The following is a 15,966-nucleotide window of genomic DNA, read 5'->3' as shown; positions in this document are numbered from 1 at the left end:
GAGCCCTGCCCCACCCCCACCCCGGCCGAGAGCCGCCGGCTCGCCGCGGCCCTGCTGGCCCAGGCCGCCGCCGTCGACGGCGGGGCGCCGGCGGGCATCGAGGTCACCCACGCCGGCGGCGAGGCGTACGCGGTCGCCGTGCGCCGGCACGTCCTGCTCTGTGACCAGCCCGCCAGTGCGGGCGGACAGGACAGCGCCCCCACGCCCACCGAGCTGTTCGCCGCCTCCCTGGCCGCCTGCGTCGCCTTCTACGCGGGCCGCCACCTCACCCGCCACGGGCTGTCCCGGCAGGGCCTGCGCGTCAGCGCCGAGTTCGCCATGGCCACCGACAGACCGGCCCGCGTACAGAAGATCCGCTTGCTGGTCTCCGCCCCCGGCGTGCCCGAGCAGCGCAGGCCCGCCCTGCTGGCCGTGGCCTCGCACTGCACGGTGCACCACTCGCTGCAGCAGCCGCCCGAGGTCGGCATCGAGCTGGCCTGAACGCCTGCAGCACCGGAGGGTGACCGTCAGGGGCCGCCACGTGTTCGTACGAGCCGGCCAGGTTCAAGGGGCGCCGCCGGCGGTTTTCGACGGACCCCGGATGGGCAGCGGGTAGACGAGAAGCGGGGGAGATGTGATGACCAGGAACGTCGTGGTCGGGGGGACGGCTCAGCGCCGGCGACACAGGCCTTGCAGTGGGCCGCGGCCGATGCCCGCCGAAGAGGCCTGGGCTTGCGGATCGTGCATGTCTGCGAGCACGGTGGCTTCGGCGACGAAGGCACGAAGTACTGCTCGGGAACACTGGCCGCAGCCGCGGACCGCGCCCGCGCGTCGAGTCCGGACCTCGAAGTGAGCACCGGCATGCTGGCCGGCAACGTGATCGACGCGTTGATCGGCGAGTCGAGGTCCGCCGACAGCGTGGTGCTGGGCAGCCGGGGTCTCGGCGGGTTCACCAGACTCCTGCTCGGCTCGGTCGGCAGGGGCGTGGCCGGTCACGCCGACGGCCCCGTCGTGATCGTCCGTGGATCGTCGCGGCCGGCGCACGGGCGCGTGGTCGTCGGCGACGACGGCTCGGACTGCTCCGCCGTCGCCGTGACCTACGCCGTCGAGCAGGCCCGCGCCCGGCAGGTGCCTGTGCACGTGCTGTACTCCTGGCAGATGCCGATCGCCCCACCGTACGCGGCCGGCTACAACGCCCTCCTGGAGAGCGCCTGCGAGGAGGAACTCCGCGCCGCGGCCCGGCGCGTGGAGGCCTGGCGTGCGCAGCACCCGGACTGCGAGATCGTCGGTGAGCAGCGCACCGGACACCCCTCGGAAGCGCTGATCGAAGCCGGCCAGACGGCGGATCTGGTGGTGGTGGGCTCGCGCGGCCTGGGCGGCTTCGCCTCCGCCGTGCTCGGCTCGGTCAGCCACGCGCTCCTGTACCACGCCGTGTGCCCGACCGCCGTGGTACGACCTCGCAAGCGATCGGCATGAGGGCCTGAGCGGCCGTCGCAGGCGGATACGAACCAGCGCCGTTCCCGACACCCGCACCCACACCCAGCCCATGAGCGGACGCCGCGGTGGCCGAGGGATGTTCGGCCCAGCCCACGGGGGGCGAACAGAGGCACCCGGCCGATCCCCCCGACCCCGGCGAGATCGTCACCACCTGCGCAGGTCCGCGCAGAGGGATCACCAGGCCGAAGCCGCCGCGCTCGGCGGACTCGAGCGCGGAAGAGGCCGGCGCGGCGCAGGATCGCGACGCAGTCGCGGCTGGGGAGACGGCCCCGACCGTGGCGCAGTTCGTGCAGCAGCGCGACGGCGGCGGAAAAGGGCGCCACGCCGCCCATGACCAAGGCGCGTCGGGCGCCTTGAGGAGCGCGGACGCCCTCCGTTCGGAGGCAATCTTGGTAGCGCTGTTGCCGATGGGGTGACCTCTGAGGACGCGCTTCCCACCCGCGTCGCCGCCGCGATCCGTTGCGGTAGATGCCACTGACATGCGCCCGTGGGGCGGCTGTCGGAGACATCGCCGGGCTCTGGCACGTTGAACGCGTGGGGCGGGGCGCCACACCCCGGGGGGTGGAGGAATGATGCGTGCGTTCGAGGTCGTGCTACTGGTTGCCGACGCGGTCATGCTCGCTCTTCTCATGATCTCGCCACAGCGCAGCCGGTGCGGACATCTGGCGCTCGTGCCGATAGCCGCGGCGATCGTGCAGCTGCTGATGGAAGGTGCGCGCTGGCAGCTCGTCCCCGCCTATGCGCTAGGGGTGGTGCTCTTCGCCGCCTTGCTGGTGCGGGCGGTCAGGCCGGCGGGAGGCACGGGATCGAAGGACGCGGCCGAGCCGGTGGGCGCGGGATCGGCGGGTGGGCGCAGACGAGTTCGGCGAGTCGTGGTGGCCGGCCTGGGCTTGGTGGTGATGGGTGGCGCCGTGGCGGTACCGCTGGCGGTGCCGGTGTTTCGCTTCCCCGAGCCGACCGGACCGTTCGCGATCGGCACGCTGACCTACCACTGGGTGGACGAGGCCCGCGCGGAGATCTTCACCGCTGACCCCGGCGACCGCCGCGAGCTGATGGCGCAGATCCGGTACCCAGCCGAGGCTGACCCGTCTGCGCCGCGTACCCCGTACCTCGAGAACGCCGAAGCCGTCACGCCGGCGTTGGGGCGAGTGCTGCAGGTGCCCGGATTCGTGCTCGGGCACCTGCGCTACGTCACCACCAACGCCGTCCGATCGGCGCCCGCCCTGCCGGGCCGCTATCCGGTGCTGGTCTTCCTGGCCGGCAGGATGGGCTTACGGCAGGTGAACACGTTTCAGATCGAGGAACTCGCCTCGCGAGGCTATGTCATCGTGGCTCTGGACCAGCCGTACGCCGCCGCCAGGGTGATCTTCCCCGACGGTCGCGCGTCAGACTACGACCCTCGCATGAACAACCGTGCGTTCAAGGTGGCCCACATCCCCCACCTGGCTCGGGATGTGACCTTTGCGCTGAACCGGCTTGTCGACATCGACCGTAACGACTCCCGGCTGCAGGGGCGGTTGGACCTCGGGCTGGCGGGGCTGTTCGGCCATTCGCTGGGCGGCGTCGTGGGGGCACAGGCGTGCATGATGGAGCCGCGCCTGCGGGCCTGCCTGCTCGAGGACGCGTTCATGCCCGACGAGGTGGTCAGGACCGGCCTGCGGCAGCCGACCATGTGGATCACGCGGGATGCCGCGACCATGAGGCTCGAACGGCACCGCGCCGGTGACTGGCCCGAGACGGAGATCGAGGAGCATCACAGGACGATGCGCGCGGTGTTTGAGACTCTCCCGGGGGAGGGGCACTTCGTCCAGGTGCCCGGCATGCTCCACCTCGACATGACCGACGGTCCTCTGCTCGCGCCGCCGCTACTGGACCGCCCTTCGGACCAGTTTCCCGAAGTGCTCCTGGAATCCACCCGCAAGTAACACCGGCGCCCGACAGGACGGCTGTGTCTCGCAGCGGCTGACCGAGCAAGGAGCGGCAGGACCGGCCACGCCACCTGCCGTAGGCCAAGCTCGATCCCGGCCGCCACCTTCACGAGCTGCCGCGTCGCCTCACCGCGCTCGAAAAGGCTCATGGGAGGTCACCCACGACCAGCAGAGGACATCCTGCAGGACCGGCCCGCGGCCGGCGGAAGTGATCAAATCGGTGAGGAGCGCGGCCGCCTCTCCGCCATCGCGCCGCTCATGCAATCCATCCCGCCGAATCCCCTGACCTGGGCGCATGAGGCCGGGACGAACGGCGCGCTGTGCGGGCCCGTCGGCACTGTTTCGTCATCCGCCTCGGCACGAGTCTGAAAGTGAGCAGAAAGGAGGAACAGGCGATGAGGTTGACGTGGAAAGACGCGGTGGCGACGGTGGCCATGGGCGTGATCACGGCCGTCTACGTCGTGTTCCTGCAGCAGGCCGACGTCTTCGTCCTCAGCAGCGTGCGCGGTGCCACGATCGTGATCCTGCTGGTCGGCGGGGCCGGAGGGTGCGCCATGAGCAGAGGGGACCTGTACGAGGGGCCGAGGACCACGGCCAAGCAGATCTTCGCCTTGGTCGCGACCGCGCTCGGCGTCACGGCGCTGGCGGCGGCGGCGATCGCCCTGATCGGGGACAGCGCGACCGCTCTGGGCGCGTTCTTCTTCGCCACGGCCGCCCTGTGGCTGGTCGCGACGCTGAGGCACGCCTTCATGCCGGCGCCGCAACCGGTGCGTGACCGCGACACGCACGAAGTGATCAGGTAAGGACCGGATGCGCCTCCTCCCGCGGGTTCCGTCCCGGCGGGAGGAGGCCGGCTTGTTTCGGGCGGCGAGTGCGGGCGAGCCAGGCCCCTTCGCGGCGAGACAGGCGGCACGAATGCGGCCGGCGGACGGGCCGATGCCATGTGCCGACAGGGGAGACCGGGGATCCAGCTCTCGTCTCACCTCGGCGCCGAGCGGCCGAGCCGCAGCAAGGCGACGGCGATCCAACCCAGCCAGGCGAACAGCAGCACGCCGTAGATCGCGTAGGTCCAGCCGAGCACGGGCCTCAACAGCTCGCAGAAGACCCCGATCACACCCGTCATCAGGCCGAACCAGGCCAGCCGCGCCGAAAAGGCGCTGCGCAGCATCAGCAGCGAGATCAGCAGCACGCCGAGCGTCTGCAGGACCCCGATCACCGCCGGGACGTCGTTGAGCGCGATCAACACCTCGGCCCCGGCCACGAACGGAGCCTTCCCCGCGGCGGTCGCCGCGGCGGCGTATCCGTCGCTCAGCAGCACCAGCGCCAGTGAGCCGTCACCGGTGGTCGGCCAGGCCAGGGACAACGCCCACGACGTGACACCGATCAGGCCCGCGATCGCCGCGAGGCTCCGGTTCTGGTGGCGCAGGGCCACGACCAGCGCGAGAAAGACCACCATCAGCAAGACGCTCGGGCACAGCCACAGCACCTGGCGGACGATGTAGAGCGTGCGGTGCGCGCCGATGTACTCCAGCAGTGGAGCACCTCCGGACACCGGCGCCGCAGCGGTGACGGAGACGATGACCAGCGCTGCGCCGTACAGGAGCACGGCCAGGCCCGCCGAGGCGCCTGCGATGCGATAGAGCGGGCTCCACGCCACGTCGCCGGCACGTGGGGTGTTTTCGGACATGATGTTCACCTCCGGTTCGGCGCGCGTCGGGCTTCGGGTGGCTCTTCAGGCGCTGCCGAACGCGCTGCTCCTGCGCGACGTGGTTGGATTGCGCAGGACGGTTGCTGGTGATCTCACTTGCCGCGCGCGCCATGGCGGCCCTCCAGCCAGCGGTCGGTTCCGCCACCAGCAGACCGCACACTGGGGAGGCGGCCCAGGGCAGTTCGGCCGGAGTCCGCTGGACCATGGTCCCCTCGATGCCGAATTGGCGCGTAGCGGCCTCGGCGGAAGCGCCGTACCGTAGCAGCCAGGCCGGGACGACGGTCAACCCCGGCGACCACAGCGCCTTCGGCGCGGTCACCGGCGCCGCGTCCCTGACACTGTGGGCGTTCATCGGCATCGAGTCGCCACCGTCCCGGCCGAGGACGTGGACAGCCCCGAGCGGACCATTCCGCGCGCCACCATCGTCGGCACCGCCGTCACCGCCGCCGTCTACGTCCTGGGCACTGTCGCCGTCTTCGCCGCCGTGCCCCGCCAGGTACTCGTGAACTCCACCGCGCCCTTCACCGACGCGGCCGCCGCGATGTTCGGCGGCTGGGCCGGCACCGCCGTCGCGCTCGGCGCGAGCGTCAGCGCGTTCGGCGCCCTGAACGGCTGGATCCTGCTGCAGGGGCAGGTGCCGCCGGCCGTCGCCCGCGACGGGCTGGTCCCCGCAGGTGTTCGCCAGGGTGTCGCGCCGGGGCACCCCGGCTGTCGGGCTGATCGTCTTTAGCGTGCTGGTGACCGCCCTGATGCTGCTCAACGACAACACGAGCCTGGCCAGCAGTTCAACTTCGTGATCCTGCTGGCCACCGTCACCACGCTGATCCCGTACGCGTATGCGGCGATGACCCAGCTGATGCTGATGCTCACCGACCGCCGGCGGTTCTCCGGCAGGCGGACGGCGCGGGACGCGACGGTCGCGGTGCCGGCGTTCGCGTACACGCTGTGGACCATCGCCGGGCCCGGCTACCAGGTCGTCTACAAGGGCACACTGCTGCTCGCCGGCATCCCCGTCGACGTGTGGCTCAAGCGCCACGACCGCCGCGACCCGGTCGCGATCACCGAGAAGGCGGCCTGATCGGCCAAGGCGGCCCGGGACGAGTTCGTGCCTGGGCCGAAAGACGCGCGATCGAGGGCCTTGTCCCGCAGATGCGCGCGGTGCGGCTGCTCACACTGAAGGCGAGCCAGGAAAGGAGGACGCCATGGCACATCCGATCGTGCACTGGGAGATCGCGGGACCTGATCGCGAGGCGCTGCGAACCTTCTACGAGAGCCTGTTCGGCTGGAAGAGCGAGACCGTCGACCACAACTACGCCCTGGTCCGGCCGGGTGAGGGCTTGGACGGCGGCATCATGCGGACCGGCACGGGCGTGCCGCCGTACGTCACCGTCTACGTGCGGGTCGAGGACCTGAAGCAGACGTTGGAGCGCGCCCGCGAACTCGGCGCAGACGTGTGCGTGCCAGCGACGACGATCGGTGAAGGCACGCAGTTCGCGCTGTTCACCGACCCGGCGGGCAACTTGATCGGCCTGCTGTCTGCGACCCGGTGAAACCGCGCTGGACGGGCCGGCCGGCCGGACACGAGGCAAGGGCGGCGTCCGCCTCCGCGCGGCGGAGCGCGGCCGCCGCCCTTCACCTGGCCCTGCGCCCTGCGACCAGGCCGATCAGCAACGAGGCGACCTGGTCGAGGGGGACGACATGCTCGACGATGCCGTCCCGGGCGATACAGGCCCGCGGCATCGAGAAGTGAGAGGTGCTGGCTTCGTCGGTGACGATGACCGTGCCGCCGAACCGATGCACGGCGGTGGCGCCCGTCGCGCCGTCGCTGCCCTCCCCGGACAAGACCACCGCGATGGCATCGGCGCCGCACGCCAGCGTCAGACTGGCCAGCAGCAGATCGGCCGAGGGCCGGGGAGGCGGAAGGGGCCCGGACATGATGAGCGCGACCCGCACGTCACCGGTCACCAGCAAATGGTGCCCCGCAGGAGCGACCACGACCCGGCCAGGCAGCAGGGGCTGCCCGTCACGCGCCGCGGCCACGGGCAGCTCGGTTCGTCCGGCCAGAATCTCCGGCAGCATGCTGCGGTGATCGGGTGAGACGTGCTGCAGGACGATGACGGCCCCGGCGAAGGTGGCCGAAAGCCCGGACAGCACCCGGCCGGCCGCGTGCAGCCCTCCGGACGAGCACACGATGGCGACGACCGGCGCACGTCCGGCCATCGGCTCCGCGGTGCGGCCCTTCGCCGCCGTCGGGGGATCCTTGACGACCACGGGATGCCGCCCTTCGGCCGGGGAAGCGGCGCGGGACCTGACACTCCAAGTGACGTACGAGGGTCTGCCCGAGCCGCCAGGGACGGCCGGTCCGATCACTTCCTCATCCCATCCTCGACCAGGCGAAAGACGGCAGCAGGAGGCTTTGGTCCCGTCGCGTCGGTCATCGGTCACCTACAGGCCGCCGGCGATTCGATCGACGCGCGTCGCCGGGTCGAAGGTCCGTCCGGGACGGGACCCTGGCCTCTGCCCCGCCGAGCAGGGGCGGCGGACGATGAGGCCATGAGAATCGGGATCAATGGTTTCGGCAGGATCGGCCGTGCCGTCCTGCGCCGCACGCTCACCCTCGACGGCCTCGAGGTCGTCGCCGTCAACGACGTCGCCGAGCCGGCCGCGCTGGCCCACCTGCTCAGGCACGACTCCACGTACGGGCCGCTCGGGCTGCCCGTCACCACCGCGCCCGGCACGCTGCAGGTCGACGGCCGCGAGATCGCCGTCAGCTCCCTGGCCGACCCGGCCCAGCTCGACTGGCGGGCCCACGGCGTCGAGCTGGTCATCGACGCCACCGGCCGCTTCCGTACCCGCGAGGCCCTGGCCGCGCACCTGAAGGCGGGCGCCCGCAGGGTGCTGCTGTCGGCCCCCGGCAAGGACGTGGACGCCACCATCGTCCCGGGCGTGAACGACGCCGCCTACGACCCGGCCCGGCACGAGATCGTCTCCCTGGCCTCCTGCACCACGAACTGCGTGGCGCCGATGGTCAAGGTGCTGCACGAGCGGTTCGGGCTGGTACGCGGCTTCATGACCACCATCCACGCCTACACCGGCGACCAGCGGCTGCTGGACGCCCCGCACAAGGACCCGCGCCGGGCCCGCTCGGCGGCCGTCAACATCGTGCCCACCACCACCGGCGCGGCCCGCATGGTCGGCCGGGTGCTGCCCGACCTGGACGGCCGGCTGGACGGGGTGGCCGTCCGGGTGCCGGTCGAGGACGGCTCGCTCACCGACCTGTCGGCCCAGCTCGCCCGCGAGGTCACCGCGCAGGAGGTCAACGCCGCCTTCGCCACGGCCGCCGAGGGCGCGCTGCGCGGCATCCTGCGCTACAGCACCGACCCGCTGGTCTCCCGCGACATCGTGGGCGACGCCGCCTCGTGCGTGCTGGACTCCGCGCTGACGCAGGCGAGCGGGGACCTGGTGAAGGTCTTCGGCTGGTACGACAACGAATGGGGGTACGCCAACCGCCTCGTGGAGACGGCCCGGCGGATGGCCTGAGACGGCACCGGCCGCCACGTCCGGCTGCGGCAATCCTGCACCTCCCGACCCGCGCAGCCGGGGCGTGGCGGGCCACGCCCGGACGAGCCGATCCGGCGTGCAGTGGCCAAGGAGGACACCATGATCGTGACAGGAGTGGACGGATCCATGGCCGCCCGCGCCGCTGTGCAGTGGGCCGCCGGCGACGCCATGCGCATGCACGTGCCGCTGCTGATCGTGCACGTCACGGGGACCGCTCCGTACCAGGTCGGCAGAACCGGCGCCGCCCTGCCTCGCGGGAGACGGTCGCGCGACGGCCGCCGGACGCTGCGTGAGGCCGAGGCACTGGTTCGCGAGCGGCAGCCGACCATCGAGGTGACGACGAAACAGGTGACGGGCGAGCCCGCCACGGCCCTGCTCGAGCAGGCAGACGATGTCGTCGAGCTGGTGCTGGGCAGCTACGCGTGCCACGCATCCTTCGGCGCGGTGCCGAACCCGGTGAGCATGCATGTGGCCGGGCGCGTCCGCTGCCCGGTCGTGCTGGTGCGGGCCGAGCACCGAACCGCGTACGGCGAGATCGTGGTCGGAGTGGACGCCTCGCCCGCGTGCGGGCCCGCCTTGACCTACGCCTTCCTCCAGGCCGAACTGCGCGAGGCGACGCTCAGGGTCGTGCACGCCTGGCAGGCGGACGCACACGGCGCCACCGCGGGGGACACCCGCGGCATGAGCGAGGTCACAGCCCAGCGCCTGCTTGCCCGCGACCTGGTCAAGGCCGTCGGACACGACCACCCAGGCGTGCCGGTCGTCGAAGACCTCCTGCGCGCCGACCCGGTGGCCGCGCTCACCGCGGCGGCCGGGCAAGCCGACCTGCTGGTCGTGGGCTCGGACCGGGCCGCCGCACCGGAGCCGCTGGGGCAGGTCGCCCGAGGCGTGCTGCGCCGCGCCCGCTGCCCGGTGGCCGTGGTGCACGCATGAGCCATGCCAGAGGAACGCGGCGATCGACGGCGGCGGTGAGTCACGGCGATGATCGGCAAGGTGCGGCGATCGGCAAGGTACGGCGATCGGCATAAATCGGCAGGGATCGGTGTGGGCGCCGTCACGGCGCTGTCCTCCGCGTCCCTCCGCGTCGTTGCTACGGCTGTCTCCTCAGGTGCTTGACCCGGACGATGCCGGGCACGGTACGGGCGAGCAGGTCGGCGATGTGGTCGGCGTGCTCGCGGGGCGGGCCGCTCAGCTCGGCGACGCCCTCGCGCACGGCGACGTGCCAGCTCGGGCCGAACGGGTACTGCTCGCGCAGCGCCGTCTCGACGGCCGCGCGCAGCTCGTCGTCGGGGCGGGCGAGCATGGCCATCAGGTCACGGCGGCTCACCATGCCGACGATCTCCTGGCCGCGCAGGACGGGCAGGCTCTTGATCCGCTTGCCCACCATGAGGTCGATGGCGGTGGTGACGTCGGTGGTCTCGGTGACGGTGACGGCCTGCCGGGTCATCACCTCCATGACGCGGCGGGGCGGCGGCTCGGCCGCCGCCCGGACCGGCATCGCGGTGGCGCGCGGGTCCGGCTCGAACTCGCCGCGCAGCAGGTCCAGCTCGCTGACGACGCCCGCCACCCGGCCGGCGTCGTCCACGACGGGCGCGGCGGTGATGTCGTGCTCGTACAGCGTCCGGATCGCCCGCCGCACCGGGTCGGTGCGGCGGACGGTGATGGCCGGGCTGCTCATGACCTCACGGACGAGCATGATTACCTGCCCTCCCAGGCGGAGTCGTCCTGTTTCCAGGTGAGCTTGTCGACGACGTCGACCACGCCGTTCACGCGGCGGGTCATGCGGACGGCGATCGCGGCCTCGGACTTGCGGTCCATCCAGCCGGACAGGGTGACGACGCCCTGGCGCACGTCCACCTCGACGCCGCCGGTGTCCACCCACAGCGCCCGGTCGAGGACGTCTTCGCGGATCTCGGCGGCGACCTCGGCATCACCTCTGACGAACAGCTTCACCAGGTCGCGGCGGCTGACGATGCCCGCCAGGCGGCGGTCCTCGTCGACGACGGCCAGCCGTTTGACGGCGTGCGCGTCCATCAGGCGGGCGGCGGCGACCGCCGACGCCCGCGGTGAGACGGTGATCGCGGGGCTGGTCATCAGCTCGCCGGCGGTCTCGCCCTCGGCCTTGTGCCGCATCTTCGGGTGGCGCAGCCGGGCGCGGAGCGGCGGGCGGTAGCCCTCGCGGTAGAACTGCTCGCGGAACTCCTCCTTACGGAGCAGATCCGCCTCCGACACCATGCCGATCACGCGGCGGTCGTCGTCCACGACGGGCACAGCGCTGATGCCGCCTTCGATGAGCGCTTCGGCGATGTCCTTGAACGGGGTGGGAGCGGTGACGGAGACGACGTCGGTCGTCATCACGTCGGCGACAGTGATACGCATGCCGATCAGTCCCTTTCCGGCTCCTGCGCGCCAGGGCGGGAGCCCGCCGGCCCGGGCCCGGCCGGCAGGATGCCGGCCGCGACACTACCCAGGTGGTAGGTGGCCGTGACGTCGCCCTTCCCGGCAGCGGCCGGCGAAGCGATCCTGCCCGGCGCCGGGGGATGTCCTTCGGCGCCTGCGGCATGTCGGAGATTTCCGCGATCCCGGCACATGATGCCGTCCATGCGTGCCTCCTTGTCGGCCGTCCTCATCACACATCGCGCGAACGGCAGGTTTGAGAGGCGAAGGTCCCGAACCGGGCGGTCGTAGGTCGCCACACGGATGGCGGGTCCGGGGCGCCGCGACGACGCGAGGCTTCAGGCGAGCGGGCTTGACCCGCCCCGGCGCGCCCGGGCGGCCTGCACCGCGGCCGCCCGTTCCGTCTCGTCCAAACCGAGCTCCAGCTGCGCGAGAGCCTCCTGCAAGGCCGGCACCCAGCGTTCCCGCAACGCCCTGATCCGGGTGGTCGTGGTGGCGGTCTCCTCAGCCACCAGGCGCAGAGCCTCCCGCGCGGCCGCATGCCGGGTTGCGGCCTCCAAAGCCGCCCGGCAGGCATGCCGCGCCACAGGCACCGCGGCGCTGGCCGCGAAACCCTCAGGGTCGGGGAAGCGGCAGCAGACGCGGCCGGGGAAGGCCACGCCCATCACCTCGGCCCACTCGACGGTGATCTCGGCGGGCGGGCCCGGCGCCAGCGCCTGCTCGCCCGCCAGCGTGGCGGCGCGCAGCGTCCACGTCTCCGCCTCGGCCTGGGCGGCCGCCCAGGCGCGTGCGGTACGGTCGCTGGCCAGCCGCAGGCGTTCCCGCTCCCGCAGCAGGATTCGGAGCCTGCGATCCAGCAGGTCGATGCCGCGACGGGCGGTGGCCAGGCGGCGGCGCAGCCACAGCCGTCCCATGCGACCGGCAGGCGCGCGTATCTTCATCCGCCCTCCCGGTAGCAGGCGTCCAGCGCGTCCTCGCCGAGCATGGCGAGTTCGCGCCGCGGCAGCACCGAGACGACCCTCCAGGCCCGGTCGAACGTCTCCTCGAGTGTGCGCTCCTCGTCCGCGCGCTGGGTCAGCAGATGCGTGGCAAAAGCGCGCGCCAGATCGAGGTGGCCGCGGTCGGTCGCGCTGAGCGCCCCGGCCCCGACAATCTCGGCCAGTTCCCCGGCCTGCCGGGCGCGCGCGAGCGCGGCCAGTGTCTGGGCGGCCAGGTCCATGTGCTCCGGCCGGGTGCGGCCTTCGCCCACGCCTCGGCGCATCAGCCGCGACAGCGAGGACAGCGCGTCGATCGGCGGGTAGAGGTCGGCCTGCGGCGACAAGACGATCTGCCCCTCGGTGATGTAGCCGGTGAGGTCCGGCACCGGGTGCGTGATGTCCCCGGCCGGCATCGTCAGCACCGGCAGCAGGGTCAGCGAGCCGGGCCTGCCGCGTACCCGGCCGCAGCGCTCGTACAGCGAAGCCAGATCGCTGTAGAGATAGCCGGGATAGGCGCGGCGGGCCGGGATCTCGCCGCGAGCGGCCGACACCTCGCGCAGCGCCTCGCAGTAACTGGTCATGTCGGCCATCACGACCAGTACGTGCCGGCCCATCTCGAAGGCCAGGTGCTCGGCCACGGTCAGCGCGATCCGCGGCGTCAGGACCCGTTCGATCACCGGATCGTCGGCCAGGTTCAGCAGCAGCACCAGCTCGCCGGCGGCCGAACGCAGCTCCAGCGCGTCCCGCACCGATGCGGCGTCGGCGTGCGTCAGCCCCATCGCCGCGAACACGACGCTGAACGGTTCACCGCCGGCATGGGACTGGGCGGCGATCTGCGCGGCCAGCTCCAGGTGCGGCAGGCCCGCCGCCGAGAACAACGCGATCTTCTGGCCGCGGACCAGGGTGGTCAGCAGGTCGATAGCCGACACCCCGGTCAGCACCGGCTCGGCGGGCGGCACCCGCCAGGTGGGGTTGAGCGGAAAACCGGCCGCGGGAGCCGTGGACGCGCCGAAGACGGCGGGGCCGCCGTCCAGCGGCCGACCGCGGCCGTCGCAGACGCGCCCCAGCCAGCCGGGCCCGACCGGCACGCGCAGCGGCGAACCGGCGAAGGCGACCCGCGTCCTGTCCCCGGCCATGCCCGAGGTGCCCTCCAGCACCTGGACCAGCGCGAGATCGCGGTCCACCTCCAGCACCAGGCCGTGCCGGGTCTCGCCGGAAGACAGCCGGATCGTCGCGAACTCGTCCCAGCCCACTTTCGACACGCCGCTGACCACGGCCAGCGGGCCGCGCAGCTCGCTGAGCGAGGTGTACTCAAGCTCGATCATGGCCGCTCCTTGGCACGCAGGACGTCGGAGAAGTCGCGGGTCTCGATCTCGGCGGCCGGCATGCCCTGTTCGGCCAGTTGCAGGCACTCGTCGACGACGTCGAGGATTTGGCTGGTCAGGCGGCCGGTGCGCTCGGGAGCGCAGTAGGCGTCGGCGGCACTGAGCGCGCTCTGCTGCAGCAGCCCTTCCCGCAGCAGCCGTCCGGCCAGCAGCACGACCCGCTCGCGGGCGGGGAAGGCGGCGGCGCCGACCAGTTCGGCCAGCGCCGAGAGCCGGTCGGCCTCCGCGAGCAGGCCCGCCACGCGCGTCCGCGCCGCCACCCAGTCCCGTCTGCCGTTCCTGACGTGCCAGCCGGCCAGGGCGGCGCCGTCCCGGGAGAACGAGCCGTTCCACGACACGGCCGGATAGTGGCGGGCGTAGGCCAGAGCACGCTCCAGGTTCCACACCGTTCGCACGAAGCGCTGGGTGTGCGTGGTGACCGGCTCGGTCAAGTCGCCCCCCGGCGGGGAGACCGCACCGATGATCGTCACCGATCCCGGTTCGCCGCCGAGGGTGGTGACCAGGCCCGCCCGCTCGTAGAAGGCGGCGATGGCCGAGGCCAGATCGGCCGGATAGCCCTCCTCGGCCGGCAGCGCGCCGCCGCGGGAGGCGAACTCGCGGCGGGCCTCGGCCCACCGGGAGGTCGAGTCGGCGATCACCACGGCGTGGTAGCCCATGTCGCGGAAGTGCTCGGCCACGGTCACGCCCGTGTAGACGCTCGCCTCACGCGCCATCATCGGCATGTTCGAGGTATTGGCTATCACGACGGTACGATCCAGCAGCCGCCCCCCGGTACGCGGGTCGGCCAGCTCGCGCAGCTCGGCCAGCACGTCGGCCATCTCGTTGCCCCGCTCGCCGCAGCCGATGTAGACGACCACGTCGGCGTCGCACCACTTGGCGATCTGCTGCAGCAGCACCGTCTTGCCGGTGCCGAAGCCGCCGGGCACCGCCACGGTCCCGCCCCGCCGCACCGGAAGCAGCAGGTCGATGACGCGCTGCCCGGTGATGAGCGGCACCTGCTCGTCCAGCCTGCCCCTGTACGGCAGCCCGCGGCGTACCGGCCAGAGCCACTCCATGGTGACCTTTCGCCCGCTCACGCTCGCCACGGCAGCGTCGGCGGCGTAGCCGCCCGCGGGACGGACAGCCGTGACCGTGCCGCCGGGGGACAGGACGAGATAGGGCAGAGCGCCCGAGCCGGTCACCGAGCCGATCGGCGTGCCCGGCGCGACGGGCGTGCCCGCCGGCACCAGCGGCCGGAAGGGCCACAGCCTGCGACCCGGGGCCCGCAGGGGCGACGGCTTCAACCACATCTCCGTGCCGTCCAGCGGCCGCAGCAGGCCGTCGAAGATGCCGCCCAGCAGGTGGGGGCCCAGCCTGGCCGACAGCGGGCCGCCCAAGGACACGACGCGGGCGCCGGGCTCGAGCCCGCCGGTGTACTCATACGCCTGGACGGTGGCGTGATCGCCGGTCAGCGCCACGATCTCGCCCGGGATGCCGCCGACGTCCACGAGCTCGAACATGGCGGCCCCGCCGAGGCCGTCCACCTCGACCAGCGGCCCGTTGACCCGCGTCACTCCCGCCATAGCTGCTCCACCTCCGCTGCCATCTCGTCGACCGCCCGGGCGGCCAGCGTGGGCAGGCTCGCGTCGACGCGGCGGCCCGGCGCCTGCCCGACGATGCCGCCGCCGGGGTGTGCGGTCAGCGTGTGGCCGGCGCCGAGCCGGTCGCCGACCAGGTCGCGCAGCCGGCGCAGCAGCCTTTGGTCATCGCGCAGGCGGCTCACCGCCGCGGCGGCATGCGAACGGAGCTCCTCCAGCGCCTCCCGGCGGGCGGCCAGGATCAGCCGGCGCGCCTCGCGCTGGACCTTGATGCGCTCGGCCTTGTCGTCGGCGGCGGCCTGCGCCAGGCCCTCCGCGCGGGCGGCTGCCAGCAGCTCGCCGGCTTGGCGGCGGGCGGCGGCGACGCGCCCGGCGGCCTCGTTCTCCGCCTGCGAACGCACCTGCTCGGCCTCCTGCCCGGCCGTGCGCAGCAGTTGCGCGCGCAGCGCGGCGATGGGGTCGTTCATCTGCCTTCACCCGCCCTTTCGGCCATGATCACGGTGAGCCGGCCCTGTACCGGGCCCAGCGCTCGGGCGGCCGCGGGCGTCAGGGCGACCACGAGGACGTCCGGCGGCAGCGTCTCCCACGCCCGGCGCACCTCCTCGGCGGTGCCGGCCGTCAGCGTGAGCGCGCCGGCCAGTGCGAAGTCGGCCACTCTGGCGCGCTCGCCGAGCACCGCGATGCGGCCCATCACGCCCTGCCGATCAGGATGATCCCGACGACCAGCCCGTAGATGGCGATGCCCTCGGCCAGGCCGACGATGACGATGGCGCGGCCGAACAGCTCCGGCCGCTCGCTCAGCGCCGCCAGCGCGGCGGCACCGGTGTAGGCGACCGCCACACCCGCTCCGATGCACGAGCCCGCCACCGCGATGGCGGCGCCCAGCAGCGCCGCCCAGTTCGCCTCGGCGGCCTGCGCGGCGCTCTCGGCGCCCGCCGCGGTGCCGGACACCGCCAC

At 72.7% G+C, this 15,966-nt stretch carries 19 protein-coding genes; 9 read left to right on the top strand and 10 right to left on the bottom strand.

What is annotated here, in order from left to right:
• The 4 genes from KME79_RS41985 to KME79_RS41970 form a co-directional block, all read left to right on the top strand.
• Nucleotides 1-480, top strand: a 480-nt coding sequence (locus KME79_RS41985; RefSeq protein WP_219551737.1) for an OsmC family protein, incomplete at its 5' end; no start/stop codon positions are given.
• A 189-nt stretch (nt 481-669) separates the two neighbouring features.
• Entirely contained in the window at nt 670-1,455 is a 786-nt protein-coding gene (locus KME79_RS41980) for a universal stress protein (protein ID WP_246641315.1), read from the top strand.
• Between the two features lie 590 nt (nt 1,456-2,045).
• A complete protein-coding gene (locus tag KME79_RS41975; protein ID WP_219551735.1) occupies nt 2,046-3,401 on the top strand; it encodes an alpha/beta hydrolase in 1,356 nt (451 codons plus the stop codon).
• A gap of 398 nt (nt 3,402-3,799) precedes the next feature.
• A complete protein-coding gene (locus tag KME79_RS41970; protein ID WP_219551733.1) occupies nt 3,800-4,207 on the top strand; it encodes a hypothetical protein in 408 nt (135 codons plus the stop codon).
• Between the two features lie 176 nt (nt 4,208-4,383).
• Here the strand turns inward: KME79_RS41970 and KME79_RS41965 are convergent, their stop codons facing one another.
• Entirely contained in the window at nt 4,384-5,091 is a 708-nt protein-coding gene (locus tag KME79_RS41965; protein ID WP_219551731.1) for a hypothetical protein, read from the bottom strand.
• A gap of 361 nt (nt 5,092-5,452) precedes the next feature.
• On the opposite strand from KME79_RS41965, the gene KME79_RS41960 reads away from it, so the two are divergent.
• The 3 genes from KME79_RS41960 (at nt 5,453) to KME79_RS41950 (ending at nt 6,662) form a co-directional block, all read left to right on the top strand.
• Nucleotides 5,453-5,842 (top strand): amino acid permease, encoded by a 390-nt coding sequence (locus KME79_RS41960; protein ID WP_219551729.1) that lies wholly within the window; start codon nt 5,453-5,455, stop codon nt 5,840-5,842.
• 63 nt (nt 5,843-5,905) lie between these two features.
• Complete coding sequence (locus KME79_RS41955; protein ID WP_219551727.1) at nt 5,906-6,190, top strand: hypothetical protein; 285 nt, start codon at nt 5,906-5,908, stop codon at nt 6,188-6,190.
• A 124-nt stretch (nt 6,191-6,314) separates the two neighbouring features.
• Complete coding sequence (locus KME79_RS41950) at nt 6,315-6,662, top strand: VOC family protein (protein ID WP_219551725.1); 348 nt, start codon at nt 6,315-6,317, stop codon at nt 6,660-6,662.
• Between the two features lie 82 nt (nt 6,663-6,744).
• On the opposite strand, the gene KME79_RS41945 is transcribed toward KME79_RS41950, so the two are convergent.
• Entirely contained in the window at nt 6,745-7,383 is a 639-nt protein-coding gene (locus KME79_RS41945) for a chemotaxis protein CheB (RefSeq protein ID WP_219551723.1), read from the bottom strand.
• Between the two features lie 282 nt (nt 7,384-7,665).
• On the opposite strand from KME79_RS41945, the gene gap reads away from it, so the two are divergent.
• Both gap and KME79_RS41935 read left to right on the top strand, forming a co-directional pair.
• A complete protein-coding gene (gene gap, locus KME79_RS41940) occupies nt 7,666-8,652 on the top strand; it encodes a type I glyceraldehyde-3-phosphate dehydrogenase (protein WP_219551721.1) in 987 nt (328 codons plus the stop codon).
• 120 nt (nt 8,653-8,772) lie between these two features.
• Nucleotides 8,773-9,606: a universal stress protein gene (locus KME79_RS41935; protein ID WP_219551719.1), complete on the top strand. Its 834-nt coding sequence runs from the start codon at nt 8,773-8,775 to the stop codon at nt 9,604-9,606.
• Nucleotides 9,607-9,763: 157 nt separating this feature from the next.
• Here the strand turns inward: KME79_RS41935 and KME79_RS41930 are convergent, their stop codons facing one another.
• The 8 genes from KME79_RS41930 to KME79_RS41895 all read right to left on the bottom strand — a co-directional run bounded on the left by KME79_RS41930 (nt 9,764) and on the right by KME79_RS41895 (nt 15,966).
• Complete coding sequence (locus KME79_RS41930; protein ID WP_219551717.1) at nt 9,764-10,369, bottom strand: CBS domain-containing protein; 606 nt, start codon at nt 10,367-10,369, stop codon at nt 9,764-9,766.
• 2 nt (nt 10,370-10,371) lie between these two features.
• Entirely contained in the window at nt 10,372-11,052 is a 681-nt protein-coding gene (locus KME79_RS41925; RefSeq protein WP_219551715.1) for a CBS domain-containing protein, read from the bottom strand.
• Between the two features lie 356 nt (nt 11,053-11,408).
• Complete coding sequence (locus tag KME79_RS41920) at nt 11,409-12,011, bottom strand: V-type ATP synthase subunit D (RefSeq protein ID WP_219551713.1); 603 nt, start codon at nt 12,009-12,011, stop codon at nt 11,409-11,411.
• On the bottom strand, nt 12,008-13,372 hold the full coding sequence (locus KME79_RS41915) for a V-type ATP synthase subunit B (RefSeq protein ID WP_219551711.1): 1,365 nt from the start codon (nt 13,370-13,372) through the stop codon (nt 12,008-12,010). The genes KME79_RS41920 and KME79_RS41915 overlap by 4 nt, the downstream gene beginning before the upstream one ends.
• Nucleotides 13,369-14,994 carry a V-type ATP synthase subunit A gene (locus KME79_RS41910; RefSeq protein WP_219551710.1) on the bottom strand — a complete coding sequence of 542 codons (1,626 nt, stop codon included), beginning with the start codon at nt 14,992-14,994 and terminating at the stop codon, nt 13,369-13,371. The genes KME79_RS41915 and KME79_RS41910 overlap by 4 nt, the downstream gene beginning before the upstream one ends.
• The gene (locus KME79_RS41905) at nt 14,982-15,476 is read right to left on the bottom strand and encodes a V-type ATP synthase subunit E family protein (RefSeq protein ID WP_219551708.1); all 495 of its coding nucleotides are present in this window, start codon (nt 15,474-15,476) and stop codon (nt 14,982-14,984) included. Before KME79_RS41905 ends, KME79_RS41910 begins: the two co-directional genes overlap by 13 nt.
• Nucleotides 15,473-15,700, bottom strand: a complete 228-nt coding sequence (locus KME79_RS41900) for a hypothetical protein (RefSeq protein WP_219551706.1) — start codon at nt 15,698-15,700, stop codon at nt 15,473-15,475. The genes KME79_RS41905 and KME79_RS41900 overlap by 4 nt, the downstream gene beginning before the upstream one ends.
• Nucleotides 15,700-15,966 (bottom strand): ATP synthase subunit C, encoded by a 267-nt coding sequence (locus KME79_RS41895; RefSeq protein WP_219551704.1) that lies wholly within the window; start codon nt 15,964-15,966, stop codon nt 15,700-15,702. The genes KME79_RS41900 and KME79_RS41895 overlap by 1 nt, the downstream gene beginning before the upstream one ends.

Origin of the sequence: Nonomuraea harbinensis (genome assembly GCF_019396385.1) — a bacterium.
Lineage (GTDB): Bacteria > Actinomycetota > Actinomycetes > Streptosporangiales > Streptosporangiaceae > Nonomuraea > Nonomuraea ferruginea.
Note: the sequence above shows the minus strand (reverse complement) of the source record. Positions and strands in the feature narration are given on the sequence as shown.

What these genes read in the sequence shown, in the direction of transcription:
- KME79_RS41975 (WP_219551735.1), top strand. Translation starts at nt 2,046, where the DNA reads ATGATGCGTGCGTTCGAGGTCGTGCTACTGGTTGCCGACGCGGTCATG.
- KME79_RS41970 (WP_219551733.1), top strand. Translation starts at nt 3,800, where the DNA reads ATGAGGTTGACGTGGAAAGACGCGGTGGCGACGGTGGCCATGGGCGTG.
- KME79_RS41965 (WP_219551731.1), bottom strand. Translation starts at nt 5,091, where the DNA reads ATGTCCGAAAACACCCCACGTGCCGGCGACGTGGCGTGGAGCCCGCTC.
- KME79_RS41950 (WP_219551725.1), top strand. Translation starts at nt 6,315, where the DNA reads ATGGCACATCCGATCGTGCACTGGGAGATCGCGGGACCTGATCGCGAG.
- gap (WP_219551721.1), top strand. Translation starts at nt 7,666, where the DNA reads ATGAGAATCGGGATCAATGGTTTCGGCAGGATCGGCCGTGCCGTCCTG.
- KME79_RS41935 (WP_219551719.1), top strand. Translation starts at nt 8,773, where the DNA reads ATGATCGTGACAGGAGTGGACGGATCCATGGCCGCCCGCGCCGCTGTG.
- KME79_RS41930 (WP_219551717.1), bottom strand. Translation starts at nt 10,369, where the DNA reads ATGCTCGTCCGTGAGGTCATGAGCAGCCCGGCCATCACCGTCCGCCGC.
- KME79_RS41925 (WP_219551715.1), bottom strand. Translation starts at nt 11,052, where the DNA reads ATGCGTATCACTGTCGCCGACGTGATGACGACCGACGTCGTCTCCGTC.
- KME79_RS41920 (WP_219551713.1), bottom strand. Translation starts at nt 12,011, where the DNA reads ATGAAGATACGCGCGCCTGCCGGTCGCATGGGACGGCTGTGGCTGCGC.
- KME79_RS41915 (WP_219551711.1), bottom strand. Translation starts at nt 13,372, where the DNA reads ATGATCGAGCTTGAGTACACCTCGCTCAGCGAGCTGCGCGGCCCGCTG.
- KME79_RS41910 (WP_219551710.1), bottom strand. Translation starts at nt 14,994, where the DNA reads ATGGCGGGAGTGACGCGGGTCAACGGGCCGCTGGTCGAGGTGGACGGC.
- KME79_RS41905 (WP_219551708.1), bottom strand. Translation starts at nt 15,476, where the DNA reads ATGAACGACCCCATCGCCGCGCTGCGCGCGCAACTGCTGCGCACGGCC.
- KME79_RS41900 (WP_219551706.1), bottom strand. Translation starts at nt 15,700, where the DNA reads ATGGGCCGCATCGCGGTGCTCGGCGAGCGCGCCAGAGTGGCCGACTTC.